Annotated in this window: 17 protein-coding genes and 1 pseudogene; 5 read left to right on the top strand and 13 right to left on the bottom strand. The window is 69.5% G+C overall.

The features are described 5' to 3' along the window. The first annotated feature begins 34 nt into the window (after positions 1–34). Positions 35–778, top strand: coding sequence for a sulfite exporter TauE/SafE family protein (locus tag JI746_RS12005; RefSeq protein WP_201689733.1), 744 nt, complete (start codon positions 35–37; stop codon positions 776–778). 6 nt (positions 779–784) lie between these two features. Here the strand turns inward: JI746_RS12005 and JI746_RS27655 are convergent, their stop codons facing one another. The 4 genes and pseudogenes from JI746_RS27655 to tam form a co-directional block, all read right to left on the bottom strand. Then, a complete protein-coding gene (locus JI746_RS27655) occupies positions 785–2,104 on the bottom strand; it encodes a TRAP transporter large permease (RefSeq protein ID WP_408004097.1) in 1,320 nt (439 codons plus the stop codon). Positions 2,105–2,284: 180 nt separating this feature from the next. Next, positions 2,285–2,878, bottom strand: a pseudogene (locus tag JI746_RS28005) (TRAP transporter small permease); the annotation flags it as partial. Beyond that, positions 2,844–3,839: a TRAP transporter substrate-binding protein gene (locus tag JI746_RS11995; protein ID WP_201689729.1), complete on the bottom strand. Its 996-nt coding sequence runs from the start codon at positions 3,837–3,839 to the stop codon at positions 2,844–2,846. The pseudogene JI746_RS28005 and the gene JI746_RS11995, both read right to left, overlap by 35 nt. A 177-nt stretch (positions 3,840–4,016) precedes the next feature. Further along, on the bottom strand, positions 4,017–4,796 hold the full coding sequence (gene tam, locus JI746_RS11990) for a trans-aconitate 2-methyltransferase (protein ID WP_201689727.1): 780 nt from the start codon (positions 4,794–4,796) through the stop codon (positions 4,017–4,019). Positions 4,797–4,911: 115 nt separating this feature from the next. Between tam and JI746_RS11985 the strand changes: the two genes are divergently transcribed. Both JI746_RS11985 and JI746_RS11980 read left to right on the top strand, forming a co-directional pair. Then, a complete protein-coding gene (locus JI746_RS11985) occupies positions 4,912–5,355 on the top strand; it encodes an Hsp20/alpha crystallin family protein (RefSeq protein WP_201689725.1) in 444 nt (147 codons plus the stop codon). Between the two features lie 11 nt (positions 5,356–5,366). Further along, entirely contained in the window at positions 5,367–5,777 is a 411-nt protein-coding gene (locus tag JI746_RS11980; RefSeq protein ID WP_201689723.1) for an Hsp20/alpha crystallin family protein, read from the top strand. A gap of 199 nt (positions 5,778–5,976) precedes the next feature. Here JI746_RS11980 and JI746_RS11975 read toward each other — a convergent pair whose 3' ends face one another. The 9 genes from JI746_RS11975 to JI746_RS11935 form a co-directional block, all read right to left on the bottom strand. Then, a complete protein-coding gene (locus JI746_RS11975) occupies positions 5,977–6,654 on the bottom strand; it encodes a DsbA family oxidoreductase (RefSeq protein ID WP_201689722.1) in 678 nt (225 codons plus the stop codon). A 129-nt stretch (positions 6,655–6,783) separates the two neighbouring features. Then, positions 6,784–7,788, bottom strand: coding sequence for an SDR family oxidoreductase (locus JI746_RS11970; RefSeq protein ID WP_201689720.1), 1,005 nt, complete (start codon positions 7,786–7,788; stop codon positions 6,784–6,786). An 87-nt stretch (positions 7,789–7,875) separates the two neighbouring features. Further along, positions 7,876–8,901: an aldo/keto reductase gene (locus tag JI746_RS11965; RefSeq protein WP_201689718.1), complete on the bottom strand. Its 1,026-nt coding sequence runs from the start codon at positions 8,899–8,901 to the stop codon at positions 7,876–7,878. Then, positions 8,901–9,092, bottom strand: a complete 192-nt coding sequence (locus JI746_RS11960; RefSeq protein WP_201689717.1) for a DUF3606 domain-containing protein — start codon at positions 9,090–9,092, stop codon at positions 8,901–8,903. The genes JI746_RS11965 and JI746_RS11960 overlap by 1 nt, the downstream gene beginning before the upstream one ends. A 66-nt stretch (positions 9,093–9,158) precedes the next feature. Continuing rightward, positions 9,159–9,596 (bottom strand): signal peptide prediction, encoded by a 438-nt coding sequence (locus tag JI746_RS11955; RefSeq protein WP_201689716.1) that lies wholly within the window; start codon positions 9,594–9,596, stop codon positions 9,159–9,161. A 58-nt stretch (positions 9,597–9,654) separates the two neighbouring features. Further along, positions 9,655–10,842: an MFS transporter gene (locus JI746_RS11950; protein ID WP_201689715.1), complete on the bottom strand. Its 1,188-nt coding sequence runs from the start codon at positions 10,840–10,842 to the stop codon at positions 9,655–9,657. Further along, positions 10,843–11,940 (bottom strand): chorismate synthase, encoded by a 1,098-nt coding sequence (gene aroC / locus JI746_RS11945; RefSeq protein ID WP_201689714.1) that lies wholly within the window; start codon positions 11,938–11,940, stop codon positions 10,843–10,845. It lies immediately after the preceding gene. Positions 11,941–11,944: 4 nt separating this feature from the next. Continuing rightward, positions 11,945–12,910: an MYG1 family protein gene (locus JI746_RS11940; protein WP_330892991.1), complete on the bottom strand. Its 966-nt coding sequence runs from the start codon at positions 12,908–12,910 to the stop codon at positions 11,945–11,947. A 131-nt stretch (positions 12,911–13,041) separates the two neighbouring features. Next, positions 13,042–13,506 (bottom strand): CBS domain-containing protein, encoded by a 465-nt coding sequence (locus JI746_RS11935; RefSeq protein WP_201689713.1) that lies wholly within the window; start codon positions 13,504–13,506, stop codon positions 13,042–13,044. 99 nt (positions 13,507–13,605) lie between these two features. Between JI746_RS11935 and JI746_RS11930 the strand changes: the two genes are divergently transcribed. After that, the gene (locus JI746_RS11930; protein ID WP_201689709.1) at positions 13,606–14,901 is read left to right on the top strand and encodes an O-acetylhomoserine aminocarboxypropyltransferase; all 1,296 of its coding nucleotides are present in this window, start codon (positions 13,606–13,608) and stop codon (positions 14,899–14,901) included. Positions 14,902–14,911: 10 nt separating this feature from the next. Continuing rightward, positions 14,912–15,715 carry an alpha/beta fold hydrolase gene (locus tag JI746_RS11925; protein WP_201689708.1) on the top strand — a complete coding sequence of 268 codons (804 nt, stop codon included), beginning with the start codon at positions 14,912–14,914 and terminating at the stop codon, positions 15,713–15,715.

The raw sequence follows: 15,715 nt of genomic DNA, 5'->3' as shown, positions 1-15,715 counted from the left end.
TTCGGGCCCACCGCCAGCCTACGGGGTGGCCTGCGTGGAGCTGGTAATCACCGTCGCCCTCGGCGCTGCCATCGCCGGCTTCGTGCAAGGCCTGTCGGGTTTCGGCTTCGGGCTCACCGCCATGACCCTGTGGGCCTGGACGCTGGAGCCGCGCCTGGCCGCCGCCCTCTCCGTCTTCGGCGCGCTGGTCGGGCAGCTGCTCGCCGCCTTCACCGTGCGCCGGGGCTGGGACCTCAAGGCGCTGGTCCCTTTCCTCGCCGGCGGCTTCGCCGGCCTGCCCGTCGGCCTGTACCTGCTGCCGCGCCTGGACGTGCCGCTGTTCAAGACGGTGCTCGGGGCCATGCTGGTGGTGATCTGTCCGCTGATGTTCTTCGCCGCCCGCCTGCCGCGCGTGAACGGCGGCCGTGCCGGCGACGCGCTCGCGGGCGCGGCCGGCGGCGTGATGGGCGGACTCGGCGGCTTCACGGGCGTGGTCCCCACCCTGTGGTGCACCGTGCGCGGCTTCGACAAGGACCGCCAGCGCGCCATCATCCAGAACTTCAACCTCTCGATGCTGCTGGTGACCTTCGCCAGCTACCTGGCCACCGGCATCTTCGAGCGGCGCATGCTGCCCTTGCTGGCCGTCGTGGCGCCCGCGGTCCTGGTGCCGGTGCTGGTCGGCACCCGCGTGTACCTCGGGATCAGCGACGTCGCCTTCCGCAAGGTGGTGCTGGGACTGCTCGCCGCCAGCGGGGTCGCCCTGCTCGTCGCCTCGGTGCCGGTGCTCCTTGCGCGCTGAGGCGCGCTACATCCCCAGCAGCCGGGGCAGCGCCAGCGAAATCTCCGGCACGTAGGTGACCAGGCCCAGGAACACCAGCATCGTCAGCAGCCAGGGCCACACCGCGATCGTCAGCTCGGTGATGCCCATGTGCGCGATGCCCGAGGCCACATAGAGGTTCAGGCCCACCGGCGGGTGGCACAGGCCGACCTCCATGTTGACGGTCATCAGGACGCCGAAGTGGATCGGGTCGACGCCCAGCTGCACGGCCACCGGGAACAGGATGGGCGCCATGATCAGGATGATCGACGAGGGCTCCATCACATTGCCGGCCAGCAGCAGCATCACGTTGACCACCAGCAGGAAGGAGACGGCGCCGAGGCCCCGGTCCACCATCCACGCCGCCATGGCCTGCGGGATCTGCTCGCTGGTCATGAGGAAGGAGAACAGGACGGCGTTGGTGATGATGTACAGCAGCATCGCGCTGATGTTGGCGGAGGCGAGCAGCACGCGCGGCACCTCCGACAGGCGCAGGTCCTTGTAGACGAAGACGGCGATCCAGAACGCGTACACCGCGCTCACGGCGGCGGCTTCGGTGGGCGTGAACAGGCCCGAGTAGATGCCGCCCAGCACGATCACGATCAGCATCACGCCCCAGAACGAGTCGCGGGCCGCCCGCGCGCGCGTCGCCCACGCCGCGCGTTCCATGCGCGGATAGCCGTTGCGCCAGGCGCGGTACCAGGTCGTCACGCCCAGCATCGTCGCCAGCATCGCACCGGGCACGACGCCGGCCATGAACAGCTTGCCGACCGAGGTGTTGGTGGAGACCGAATAGAGCACCATCGCGATCGACGGCGGGATCAGGATCCCGAGCGCGCCGCTGGTGGTGACGACGCCGGCGCCGAAGCGCTTCGGATAGCCCTGCGCCACCATCGCCGGCAGCAGCACCGAGCCGATCGCCACCACCGTGGCCGGCGAAGAACCGGAGACCGCGGCGAACAGGGCGCAGGCCACCACCGCGGACAGGCCGAGCCCGCCGTGCCAGTGCCCCACCATCGAGGTCGCGAAGGCGATCATGCGGCGGGCAACGCCGCCGTGCGTGAGGAAGTTGCCGGCCAGGATGAAGAACGGGATCGCCATGATCTCGAAGTTCTCGATCCCCGTGAACAGCTTCATGGCCACCGAGTCCAGCGAGATGTCGCTGAGCAGGAACATGAAGGACAGCACCGTGAGGCCCAGCGCGATGGAGATCGGCATGCCGGTGAGCATCAGCGACACGAGCAGCCCGAACACCACGGTCGTGCGCAGGCCGCCGCCGGCGTGGAACACCCCGTACTTCGCGAGCATGCCCATGGCGAGCAGCGCGAAGGGCAGCAGCAGCACCAGCACCGAAAGGACGGCACCCTTGCCGGCGGCGCCGTGCGCCGGCGCGTCGGCCTGCAGGGGAGGCGGCGGAGCCTCGGGTTCCACGCCCTGCACATGGGCGGCGTCGTGGTGCGCCAGCGTCCCCGTCGTCCAGAAGGCCCACGCGGCCTGCAGGAAGCGGAAGCACATGAGCGCGGAGCCGAGCGGGATCGCCATGTAGACGATCCACATCGGCGCCTCCAGGTCGTTGGAGCGGCTGCCCGAGTCCCACACCCCGGCGGTGAAGTGCACGCCGAAGTTGGCGATCATCCCGGTGAAGAAGGCGCCCGAGAGCAGGCCGAACAGGATCACCTTGCGGGCGCGCGCCGGATCCATGCGCGTGACCAGCACGTCGACGCCGATGTGGATGCCGGTGCGCACGCCATAGGCGGCGCCGAACTTCGCCATCCAGATGAACATGTAGATGCACAGCTCCTGCGCCCACGACAGGTCGCGCGCGGCCAGCCACGCGAACACCCGGCGCAGGGGCGCCGCGGCCAGGGCGAGCCCGTGCTCTTCGAGCCATTTGGCGGAATCGATCGCAGAGGACGTGCCGTACCGGTGCAGCACGGCGACGAACACGACGAGGGTGGCGACCGCGATCAGGCTCGCGATCAGCCATTCCTCCAGGTGGTCGAGGACAGCGCCGAGCGCCCGGCCGACCCGGGGCCCGGCGCCGCCCTCAGGCCACGATGCCAGCCGACTTGAGGAGGTCATCCACGACCTGCTTGCCCACCCGCGCCTCGGCCTCGTGGTACACCGGCTTGAGCGCCACCACCCAGGCATTGCGCTGCTGCGGCGTCAGGTAGTGCAGCGTGGTCTTGCCGGAGGCCTTGATCTTCTCCAGCGCATCCACGTTCTCCTGCTTCGCGATGGAATTCGTGTAGCGCGTGGCTTCGGCCATGGCCTTGGTCAGCTGGCCGCGCACGTCGCCGGGCAGGCCGTTCCAGAACTTCGAGTTGGTGACCACGGCGTACTGCAGGTGCGCGTGGTTCGACACGGTGATGTGCTTCTGCACCTCGTGGAACTTCTGCGTCCAGTAGTTCGACGGCGTGTTCTCGCAGCCGTCCACCACGCCCGTCTGCAGCGCGTGGTACACCTCCGAGAAGGCCATGATCTGCGGCAGCGCGCCCATCTTGCGGAAGTACAGGTCGGCGATCTTGGAGCCGGAGATGCGGATCTTCAGGCCCTGGAAGTCGGCCGGCAGCAGCAGCGGCCGGTTGGCCGAGACCATGTGGAAGCCGTTGTCCCAGTACGCCAGGCCGGTGATGCCCTTGGCTTCCAGGCGCTTGAGCAGCCCGCCGCCGATGGGCCCGTCCACCGTCTTGTAGTAGCCCTCCTCGCCGTTGAAGATGAAGGGCAGGTCCATGGCCTCGAACTCGGGCACGCCGATGGGCCGGAACTTCGCGGTCGAGGGCGCCAGCATCTGCACCGAGCCGCTGTTCAGGGCGTCGAGTTCCTCCTTGTCCTTGTAGAGGGTGGAGTTCGGGTAGACCTCGACCTTCACGCGGCCGCCCGTGTACTTCTCGGCGAGCTCCTTGAACTTCAGCGCACCCTTGCCCTTGGGCGTGTCGTCCGTCACGACGTGGCTGAACTTGATCACGATGGGCTGCTGCGCAAAGGCATGGTGGCTCGCGAGCGCCAACCCCATCGCCGAGAGAGCAGTACGACGTTGCATGGTGGATCTCCTGGTTTGAAGCGGAAGGAAGCGCCCGGAGCGGAGGGCGGCGAGCACGCCTGATTCTCACGAGCGGCGCGCGGCGCTGGCTTGCGGGTTAACTCGCAACGCCGCGGCCGGCAGCCCCTGCGCGGCGCTCTTCACGGGAACGACCGTACGGGCCGACCCGCAAGCGCCTCAGCCGCGGCGCGCGATGAAGAACAGCCGCGGGAACGGCAGCAGCACCGTGCCGTCGGCGAGCGGCGCGTAGGCGCCGGCGAGCGCCGCTTCGTAGCGCGCCAGGTACTCGGCCTGCTCGTCCGGCGTGAGCGGCTGCAGGAAGGGGCGCAGGCCGCTGCCCTTGAACCACTCGACCACGGCGCGCGGCCCGCCGGCGAGCTGGTGGTGGTAGGTGGTGCGCCAGAGGTCGACGTGCGCAGCCGCCTCGCGCAGGATGCGGAAGTAGCCGTCGGCCGCCAGCGGCGCATCGCGCCGGGCGACGGCGGCCGCCAGCCGCTGGGCCCACGGACCCTGCGCGGCCACTTCGCGCATCAGGCGATGTGCCGGCTCCTGCAGGTTGTCGGGCATCTGCACGGCCAGCCAGCCGCCGGGCGCCAGCTCGCGCAGCAGCGCGGGCAGCACGCGCGCGTGGTCCGGCACCCACTGCAGGACGGCGTTCGAAAAGACCAGGTCGGGCGCGAAGCCGTCGCTGCTCCAGGCGGCCGCGTCGGCCAGTTCGAAATGCACGCCGGGCAGCCGTTCGCGGGCGGCGGCGATCATCTCCGGCGAGTTGTCCATGCCCCGCACCTCGGCGCCGGGCCAGCGCCGCAGCAGCAGCTCGGTCGAATTGCCGGGCCCGCAACCGATGTCGACGGCGCGGCGGATGCCTTCGTCCGGCAGTTGCGCCAGCAGGTCGTGGATCGGCCGGTTGCGTTCGGCCTCGAAGCGCGTGTACTGACCGGCGTCCCAGCTTTTCATCGCGCAGAGTCTAGCCGGCGTGCCGCGCCTGCGACCCCTTGAAAGCCCGGCGGGTCGACCCTAATTCCGGATCGCTCCGACGCGACAGAAAGGAAATGAAAGGAGAGAGCGAGCCATGAGTCCCTTGTTCCGATCGACCGCGGACCTGTTCGCGGAACTGAACCGCATGCAATCGATGCTCGACCGCGTGTTCCCCAGCCCCGGCTCCAGCATCCGTTCCCAGGCCGGCGCGGGCTTCCCCGTGCTGAACGTCGGCAGCTCGCCGACTTCCATCGAGGTGCAGGCGCTCGCGCCCGGGGTCGACCCGGCCAAGCTGGAAATCACGGTCGACCGCGGCCTGCTGGTGATCGCCGGCGAGCGCCGCAGCGAACTGCCCCCGGGCGACGAGCGCGCCAGCGTGTACGCCAACGAGCGCTTCGCCGGCCCCTTCCGCCGCGTGGTGAGCCTGCCCGAGGATGCCGACCCGGCCCGGGTCGAAGCGAGCTATCGCGACGGCGTGCTGCGCGTGAGCGTGGCCAAGCGCGAGTCCTCGCTGCCCCGCCGCATCGAAGTGAACTGAAGGAGATCGCCATGACGAATGCTGTCCAGAATGCTTCCGCCTCCGGGCGCGCGCCTGCCAACGCGGCTGGTGCCGGCGACGCAGCGCAGGCCTTCGTCGTGCCGCCGGTGGACGTGTACGAGAACGAGAACGCGATCACGCTGCTGGCGGACCTGCCCGGCGTGACGCGGGACCAGCTGAACCTGCGCATCGACGGCGAGACGCTGCTGATCGAGGCCACGGCCAGCGCCGCCAGCACGCCGCCCGACATGGAACTGGTGTACGGCGAGCTGCAGTGCCCGGCCTACCGCCGCCAGTTCACCCTGAGCCGCGAGCTGGATGCCGGGCGCATCGAGGCGCAGCTGCGTGACGGCGTGCTGCGCCTGACGATCCCGAAAGCCGAGGAAGCGCGCCCGCGCCGGATCCAGGTGCAGGCCGGCTGAGATCGCCGGCTGGGCCGCCGAAGAGAGATCCGCGCTGGCCTGGCTGCGATGGAGACCGAGGCGATGCTCGATGACGGGGTCGTTGCTGGTGATCTCGTAGGCTGGCGGTGAGCGCCGAAGGCCGCGAACCCCAGCGCTGTGCGCATCGCTGGGGTTTGCGCGCTGCGCGGCTCACCACCAGCCTACCGAACCCGCCGCCTCAAGCCTCCGTCGTCGCCGACCCCGCCGGCTGCTGCGCGAGCTGCCGCAAGGCCTGCTCGAACAGCTCCGGCGGCTGGCCGCCCTGGATCAGGTGGCGGTTGTTGATCACCACCGAGGGCACGGCGCTGATGCCCAGGCTGTGCCAGTGCTGTTCGGCGTCGCGCACTTCCTGCGCGTAGCGGTCGCCTGCGAGGATGTCCTCGGCCTGCTTGCGATCGAGCCCCACCGACTCGGCGACCTCGGCCAGCACCGCAGGATCCGAGGGATTGCGGCCTTCGCCGTGGTAGGCCCGCAGCAGCGCCATCTTCAGGTCACGCTGCTGCTGCGCGCCCTGCTCGCCGGCCCAGAACAGCAGCCGGTGCGCGTCGAAGGTGTTCCAGATGCGCCCGCGGCCTTCCTTGCGGAACTCGAAACCCACCGCCGCACCGCGCTGCGCGATGCCGGCGCGCGCCTGCGCCTGCTGCTCCGGCGTGGAGCCGTACTTCTGCGTCAGGTGCTCGGTCACGTCCTGCCCCTCGGCGCCCATCTGCGGATTGAGCTCGAAGGGCTGGAAGCGGATCTCGACCGGCACTTCGCCGGCCAGGTTCTGCAGCGCGCGCTCGAGGGAAGCGAGCCCGACGGCGCACCAGGGGCACGCCACGTCGGAGACGAAGTCGATGTGGAGGGTTTGCGTCATGGCGCCATTGTGAGTCGGATGGAGAAGTCGTGACGCCCACTCCGTCATTCCCGCGGAGGCGGGAATCCAGGGCTTTCCACGCGCGGCGCGCGTGCTCTGGGCCCCCGCCTGCGCGGGGTGACGGCCCTGCTAGCTGCCCACACTCCCCGTGATCGGCAGCACGATGCCCGTGATGTAGCTCGCGCAGGCCGGCGAGGCCAGGAACACGTAGGCGGGCGACAGCTCCTCCGGCTGCGCCGGGCGCTTGAAGTCGGTCTGCTTGCCGAATTCCACGATCTCCTCGGAGCTCGCGTCCGCCGGATTCAGCGGCGTCCACACGGGGCCCGGCGCCACCGCGTTGACGCGGATGCCCTTGTCGATCAGCGAAGAGGCCAGCGACATGGTGAACGCATGGATCGCTCCCTTCGTGCCCGAGTAGTCCAGCAGCTTGGCGCTGCCCTGCAGGCCCGTGACCGAGCCGGTGTTGATGATGGAGGCGCCCGCTTTCAGGTGCGGCAGCGCCGCCCGGGCCATGCGCATGTAGCCCATGATGTTGGTCTCGTAGGTCTCGCGCATGCGCTCATCGGTGATGTCTTCCAGCGAATGCGCATGCTCCTGGAAGGCGGCGTTGTTCACCAGGATGTCGAGCTTGCCGAACTCCTTGACGGTCTTCTCGACGGACTGCTTGCAGAACGCGCTGTCCTTCACGTCCCCCGGGATCAGCAGGCAGCGCCGCCCTTCCTTCTCGATGCAGCGCCTGGTCTCCTGCGCATCCTCGTGCGAGGCCAGGTAGACGATCGCCACGTCGGCCCCTTCGCGCGCATAGAGCACCGCCACCGCGCGGCCGATGCCGGAGTCGCCGCCGGTGATCAGGGCGGCCATGCCTTCGAGCTTGCCGCTGCCCTTGTACTGCGGGGCCATGAACTGCGGCTTGAGCTCCATGTCCTTTTCCTGGCCCGGCTTCTGCAGGTGCTGGGAAGGCAGGTCTTCGGGGTACTTCTGGCTGCTGGTCTGCGGCGCGCCCTTGTCCTTGCCGCCGCCGGCGCTCTCGCCGGGTTCCTTGCGGTCCTGCTCGCGTTGCAGTTCGCGCTGTTTCTCGGCGGTCGCTTCGCCGGCGCCGCGCGCCTGGTCCCTGGCTTTGGGTTTGTTGTCCATGTCGGCCTCCTGTGGCAAACCTCCATGGTGCGGCGGGCCGTCCACGCCGCGGCGCGGAAAAGGACGGACCGCTTCGTCGGAGCCGGACTACACGTGGCCGAGCACCGGATGCGGCTGGTACGGTGCTTCGAGCTGGCGCACTTCCTCGGGGCTCAGCGTCACGTCGAGCGCCGCGACGGCCTGGTCCAGCTGCCAGGTCTTGCTGGCACCCACGATGGGCGCCGTGACGCCCTTGTGCAGCAGCCAGGCATACGCCAGCGTCGCATTGCTGGCGCCCTTCTGGGCGGCCAGCGCGCCGAGCGCCTCGACCACCTGGAAATCGCTGTCGCGGTAGTAGTAGTGCTGCGCGATGTCGTCCGTCTGGGCACGCGCGGTGGCGCCCGCTTCCTTGTCGCCGCGCTGGCGGTTGCCGGCGAGGAAGCCGCGCGCCAGCGGGCTCCAGGGGATCAGGCCCACGCCCTGGTCGCGGCACAGCGGGATCATCTCGCGCTCTTCCTCGCGGTAGGCGAGGTTGTAGTGGTTCTGCATGCTGACGAAGGGGGTCCAGCCGTGCTCCTTCGCGATCTGCTGCATCTTCGCGAACTGCCAGGCATACATGCTGCTCGCGCCGATGTAGCGCGCCTTGCCGGCCTTCACCACGTCGTGCAGCGCCTCCATCGTTTCCTCCATCGGCGTGCCGTGGTCGAAGCGGTGGATCTGGTACAGGTCGATGTAGTCGGTGCCCAGGCGCTGCAGGCTGGCATCGACGGCGTGGAAGATGCGCTTGCGCGAAAGGCCGTCCATGTTGGGCCGCCGGGGCGGCTTGGGCGCCGCCGAGGCGCCGCCCTTGAAGTCGACGTCCACCGGGTGGAACAGCTTGGTGGCGATCACCGCCTCTTCGCGGCGGCAGAACTCGCGCAGGAAGCGGCCGGTGAGCACCTCGCTCTCGCCGCCGGAGTACATGTCGGCGGTGTCGAAGAAGTTGATGCCGAGTTCCACGGCGTGGCGGACCACCGGCCGCGAGGCCTCCTCGTCGAGCACCCACGGCCGCCATCGCGGCGTGCCGAAGGTCATCATGCCCAGGCAGATGCGCGACACCTTCAGGCCGGTGCGGCCGAGGCGCGTGGTCTGCATCAGAGCGCGTGGATGTTCTTCTGGCGCAGGTAGCGTTCCACTTGCTCGACCTGATGCCCTGCGTGATGCACGGCATCGCGCAACTGGTCCATGCTCACGTCGAAGACGCGGCACCAGAACTGCACGTCCGTCTGCCGGGTCAGGTCGATGATGCGGATGGCATCGCCGGGATGGGAACTCACGTTGTCCATTCGGAACTCCTTTCGCCAGGATCGATGATGCAGCGAATCGGACCCCTCGTGTGGCCGGGCTGGCCCTTAAGGGCCTGGCTCCTGTGTGGACGCCGCCCGCCGCCGGGCCGGTGCCAGCGCATAGGCCTGGCGCTCGAAATGGTTTTCCCGGTAGGGATTGCGGCCGCGCAGCAGTTGCACCAGGCTGGACAGCAGGTAGGCCGGCAGGAACAGCGGGCCCCAGCGCTCGTACTGGCGCACGTGCACGTGCTCGTGGCGGCGCAGCTGCACCAGGGCCGAGCGGTCGACGGCCAGGATCACGTGGCCCAGCGTCATGGCGGAAAAGCCGAACAGGCGCGGCAGGCGCGCAATGGCATCGCCGGCGCGGCCGCCGTAGATCTCCAGCACGCCCTGGTGCCGGCGCACCCTGGCCCCGCACAGCACGGCGACGCCGCCGAGCAGCAGCCCCAGCAGCGTGTAAGGGATGGCCCAGAGATAACGGAACAGGCGGGCGGCCGCGAGCATGCAGCCATTCTGCTGCGTCCGGGCGATTCCTGCTGGCGCCCGTGTGCCGCTCCGTGCGTCAGACGAGGGCGGCTTCCCCTGGCTGCAACACCCGCACGCGGTGGGCGCAGAACGCGGCCAGCAGGCCCAGCAGCGCCGCCGTCCCGAACACCGGACGGAAGCCCCAGCGCGCCGCGATCGCCCCGCCCGCGAGCACGCCCACGACGCCACCGATGCCGTAGCCGGTGACCGTGAACAGGGCCTGCCCGCGCGCCCGCAGCCGGCCGGGGAAATGCCGGGTCACCATCGCGATGCAGGCGGTGTGGTGCGTCGCGAAGGTCAGCGCATGCAGCACCTGCGCGATGAGCAAGGCGACGAACCAGTCGGCCAGGCCCGCCGTGATCGCCATGCGCAAGGCGGTCGCCAGGGCGCAGATCAGCAGCCACTGCTCCATCGCAAAGCGTGGCAGCAGCCGGCCCTGGGCGTAGAACCACGCCACCTCCACGACCACCGAGACGGCCCACAGCACGCCGATGGTCGTCTTGCTGTAGCCCAGCGCGTCGAGGTACAGCGACAGGAAGCCGTAGAGCGCGAAATGCGCCATCACGTGGAACAGCAGCGAGGCGAAGAACCAGCGCACCGCCGGCTGCCGCAGCGCCGCACCGATCGGCGCGTGCGCTGCGCGGCCTTCGTGCGCCGCCTCCCGGGCGTCCGGCAGCCACCAGGTGCACAGCAGCACGCCGGCCAGGGTGACCAGCGTCCAGCCGGGGAAGCCGCCCATGCCGAAGCGCTCGAACCAGGCACCCGCCACCAGCACCGTCGCCATGAAGCCCAGCGAGCCCCACAGGCGCACCTTGCCGTAGCGGCCCCAGTCGCCGGCGACCAGGTGCGCCATCGCCGCCTCCGTCAGCCCCATCATCGAGCTGGTGTGCGTGAACAGCAGCAGCAGCACCAGGCCGATCCACCACGCGCTGCCCGGCCACCACAGGCCCAGTGAAGCGATCAGCGCGATCGTGGCGCTGATGCGCAGCAGCTTCACCCGCTCCCCGGTGCGGTCGCTGAGCGCGCCCCAGGCGTACGGCGCGAAGACGCGCGTGACCGACTGCACCGAGGCCAGCAGGCTGATGATCGTGATCGGCAGCCCCTGCGCCTTGAGCCACAGTGGCAGGTAGGGGTTGAAGAAGCCGATGTGGGCGAAGTAGGTCGCCGAGAGCGCAGCAAAGGGCACCAGCTGGCGGATGCCAACCGGCTGCGGACCGCTGGCCATCTACCCGACGGAAGCGGCGAGCGGGGTCAGTGGCGGCAGCACGTCGGCGCACTGCGCGCGATGGCGCAGCACGGCGTCCATGACCACCAGCGCCAGCATCGCCTCGGCGATGGGCGTCGCCCGGATGCCGACGCAGGGGTCGTGGCGGCCCTTGGTGATCACCTGCGTCGGCTGGCCGTCGATGTCGATGGTTTCGCGCGGCACCAGGATCGAGCTGGTGGGCTTGATCGCGATCGACACCTCGAGGTCCTGGCCGGTGCTGATGCCGCCCAGGACGCCGCCGGCGTTGTTGGTGGCGAAGCCCGTCGGCGTCAGCGAGTCGCCGTGGCTGGAGCCGCGCTGCGTGACGCAGCCGAAGCCGGCGCCGATCTCCACGCCCTTGACGGCGTTGATGCCCATCATGGCGTAGGCGATCTCGGCGTCGAGCTTGTCGAACAGGGGCTGGCCGAGACCGACCGGCATGTTGGTCGCGGTGACGCGCAGGCGCGCGCCACAGGAGTCGCCGGACTTGCGCAGTTCGTCCATGTAGGCCTCGAGCTTGGCCACGTTGGCCACCGGCGCGAAGAATGGGTTGTGCAGCACGTGGTCCCAGCTCTCGAACGGAATCTCCACGTCGCCGATCTGCTGCATGCAGCCGCGGAACTCGGTGCCGTACTTCTGCTTCAGCCACTTCTTGGCGACCCCGGCCGCCGCCACCATGGGTGCCGTCAGGCGCGCCGAGGCGCGGCCGCCACCGCGCGGATCGCGCAGGCCGTACTTCTCGAGGTAGGTGTAGTCGGCGTGGCCGGGGCGGAACTTGCGCGCGACCTCGCTGTAGTCCTTGCTGCGCTGGTCGGTGTTGCGGATCAGGAGGCAGATCGGCGTGCCGGTGGTCCTGCCCTCGTACACGCCGGAGAGGATCTCCACCCTGTCCTCTTCCTGCCGCTGCGTGACGTAGCGGCTGGTGCCGGGACGGCGGCGATCGAGGTCCGGTTGCAGGTCGGCTTCGGACAGTTCCATCCCGGGCGGGCAGCCGTCGACCACGCAGCCGATCGCCGGCCCGTGCGATTCGCCGAAGTTGGTGACCGCGAAGGCCTTGCCGAAGGTGTTGCCGCTCATGGCCTCAATTATGACCAAGCGCCTGTGCCGCCAGCCGCAGCGCGCCTTCGTAGCTGCGCGCGACGGCGATGAACAGGTTGCGGTGGCAGAACGCAGCGTCCGCAACGCCCGTCACGGCGGCGAGTTCCTCGTCGCGCAGGCCGGCCCAGGCGGCGGGCAGGTCGAGCCGGGCGTGGAAGGAACCCGGGCGCTGCGGCACGGTGCGGATCTGGTGCCGGCCCGGTTCCGCATCGGGATAGAGCACGAGCTGCACCTCCGGCATCTCCTCCACCACCACGCGTGTCCACGGCATGCCGCCTTCCGGCAGGTACAGCAGGCGGCCGTCGAACAGGCGCCGGCCCGCGCGCACCTTGTCGGCGGCCAGCAGTTGCCCGATCTTGCGCCGCAGGAAGGCGTCGAGGAAGCGCCGCACCAGCGCCATGCCTTCGCGGAAGCGCTCCACCTGCAGGGCCGCGTGGGCCTCGCGCGTGAGGGCCTGCTCCTCCATCCAGTCGGTGTTGAGGAGCGACAGCAGTTCGGACAGGCCGAAGATCCCCGGCGCGACCGTGTCCTCGCCGTTGTCGACCAGGTCCAGGTAGCGCACCAGGGCGGAATCGACATCCTGCGCGATCGCAACCAGCGCGGCCTCGTCGACCTGCCGGCCCATGCGCTCGGCCACCTGCCGCACGTAGGCGGGCCCGAATTCGCGCCAGACCAGGCCGGCGCTCGCATAGCCCTCGGCGCGCACCGGCTGGCCCTGGGCGTCGAGCCGGGTGCGCGCGCCGTCGAAGTCGCGCTGGTGGTGGTCGAAGCGGCCGCGCGCCGGGTCCCACTCGCCGCCGACGTCGACGGCGAAGTCGGCCCGCGCGATCTCGTCGGGATCGCGGATGCGCAGCAGGATGTGGTCGGGAAAGAGGGCCGTGAGCACGGCGACGCCGAAGGTGTCGTCGGCGTGGTGGGATCCGTTGTGGGTGGCGATGCGCTGGGTCACTGCAGGGCGTGCCCTGGGTAGGCTGGCGGTGGAGGCGAAGCCGAAACCCCAGCGATGCGCGAAGCGCTGGGGTTCGCGCGCTGCGCGGCTCACCCCAGCCTACGAGGAGGCCGCGCGGGGGACGACCGGAATCAGAGCTGCGCCGTCGGCTGCGAATCCTCGGACGACGGCCAGTCGCGGATGTAGGCCTTGAGCATCCGGTTCTCGAAGTTCTGGCTGTCCACCACCGCCTTGGCGACGTCGTAGAAGCTGATCACGCCCATCAGCATGCGCTGGTCCATCACCGGCATGTAGCGCGCGTGGCGATCGAGCATCATGCGGCGCACTTCGTCCAGTTCGGTTTCGAGCGTGCAGGTCAGCGGGTGGTCGTCCATCGCGGTGCGCACGACGGTGCTGCCCACCACGTGCTTGTTGGCGACAATGCACTGGATCACCTCGCGAAAGGTGAGCATGCCCACCAGGTCCCCGTGGTGCATCACCACGAGCGAGCCGATGTCCTTTTCGGCCATGAGGTCGATGGCGCGCGACAAGGGCTCGTCGGGGTTGGCCGTATAGAGCGTGTTGCCCTTGACGCGCAGGATGTCGCTGACTTTCATCGCTTGCCTCCAATCGTTCGGCCTGCCATGGAAGGACCATGGCTGTGTCGGATGAATATAGCCCACAATCCGGGCCAGTCCAATACGGAGGGAATGCCTATGCCCGGTTACGCCGACCCAGGATTCGACACGCTGGCGCTGCACGCCGGCGCCGCGCCGGACCCGGCGACCGGCGCCCGCGCCGTGCCGATCCACCTGAGTACCTCCTTCGTGTTCGAGTCGAGCGACCACGCGGCCGCCCTGTTCAACCTGGAGCGTTCGGGCCACGTCTATTCGCGCATCAGCAATCCGACCAATGCGGTCCTCGAACAGCGGGTCGCGGCGCTCGAAGGCGGCATCGGCGCCATCGCCACCGCCAGCGGGCAGGCGGCGCTGCACCTGGCGATCGCCACCCTCATGGGGGCGGGCTCGCACATTGTCGCCAGCACGGCACTCTACGGCGGATCGCAGAACCTGCTGCACTACACCTTGCGCCGCTTCGGCATCGAGACGACCTTCATCCAACCTGGGGACATCGACGGCTGGCGGGCGGCGATCCGGCCGAACACGAAGCTGCTGTTCGGAGAGACGGTGGGCAATCCCGGGCTCGACGTGCTGGACATCCCCACCGTCTCCGCGCTCGCCCATGAGGCAGGCCTGCCCTTGCTGGTGGACTCCACTTTCACCACTCCTTACCTGATGAAGCCCTTCGACCTGGGCGCGGACCTGGTCTATCACTCCGCCACCAAGTTCCTGTCCGGCCACGGCACCGTGATCGGCGGCGTGGTGGTCGATGGCGGCAGCTTCGACTGGGAGCGCTCGGGCCGCTTCGCCGAACTCACGGCGCCTTATGACGGCTTCCACGGCATGGTCTTCAGCGAGGAGTCCACCGTCGGCGCCTTCCTGCTGCGCGCCCGGCGCGAAGGACTGCGCGACTTCGGCGCCAGCATGAGCCCGCACACGGCGTGGCTGATCCTGCAGGGCATCGAGACGCTGCCGCTGCGCATGGAACGGCACATGAGCAACACGCGCAAGGTGGTGGAGTTCCTCGCGTCACAAGCCTTCGTGGAGCGCGTGGGCCATCCGATGCTGGAATCCCATCCGAGCCACGCGCTGGCGCGCAAACTGCTGCCCCGGGGCGCGGGGTCGGTGTTCAGCTTCGACATGAAGGGCAGCCGCGAACAGGGCAAGCGCTTCATCGAGACGCTCAAGCTGTTCAGCCACCTGGCCAACGTGGGCGACTGCCGCTCGCTGGTGATCCACCCGGCCAGCACCACGCATTTCCGCATGACGGACGAAGCCCTGCGCAGCGCCGGCATCGGGCCCGGAACGATCCGGCTGTCGATCGGTCTGGAAGACCCCGACGACCTGATCGAAGACCTCAAGCGCGCCCTGAAGGCCGCGGAAAAGGCCTGAGGAGCACGCCATGGAACTGACCGTCAACGGCGCCCGGACCTTCTGCTACACCGGCGGCAAGCCCTTCGATCGCGAGAAGCCCACGGTGGTCTTCCTGCACGGGGTGCTGAACGACCACAGCGTGTGGATCCTGCAGACCCGCTGGTTCGCGCACCACGGCTGGAACGTGCTGGCGCCCGACCTGCCCGGCCACTGCCGCAGCGAAGGCGAGGCTCCGGGGAGCGTGGAGGAAGCGGCCGGCTTCGTGCTGGCCCTGCTCGATGCCGCGGGCGTGCAGAAGGCCGCATTGGTGGGCCACAGCTTCGGCTCGCTCGTCGCGCTGGAGGCCGCGGCGCGGTCGCCGGAGCGCGTCACGCACCTGGCGCTGGTCGGCACCGCCTTTCCGATGAAGGTCTCGCCGTCCCTGCTGGAGAACGCGCAGCACCAGCCGATGAAGGCGATCGACATGGTCAACGTCTACTCGCACTCGCTGATGGCGCCGCCGCCGTCGGCGCTCGGGCCCGGCACCTGGCTGCAGGGCGGCTCGCGGGCGCTGATGAAGCGGGTGCTCGCGAGCAATCCGCGCGTCAACGTGTTCCACCGCGGCTTCGCGGCCTGCGACAGCTATGCCGGCGGCGAGGCAGCGATGGCGCAGGTGCAGTGCCCGATCCTGTTCGTGCTGGGCAAGGCCGATGCGATGACGCCACCCAAGGCCGCGCAGTCGCTGCAGAAGAAGGCGCCCGGTGCGCGCACCGTCATGGTGGAGGGCGGCCACCAGATGATGACGGAAGCGCCGGATGCGGTGCTGTTCGCCCTGCGCGATTTCCTGCGTTGA

This window comes from Ramlibacter alkalitolerans (assembly GCF_016722765.1).
Taxonomy (GTDB): Bacteria; Pseudomonadota; Gammaproteobacteria; order Burkholderiales; family Burkholderiaceae_C; genus Ramlibacter; species Ramlibacter alkalitolerans.
Note: the sequence above shows the minus strand (reverse complement) of the source record. Positions and strands in the feature narration are given on the sequence as shown.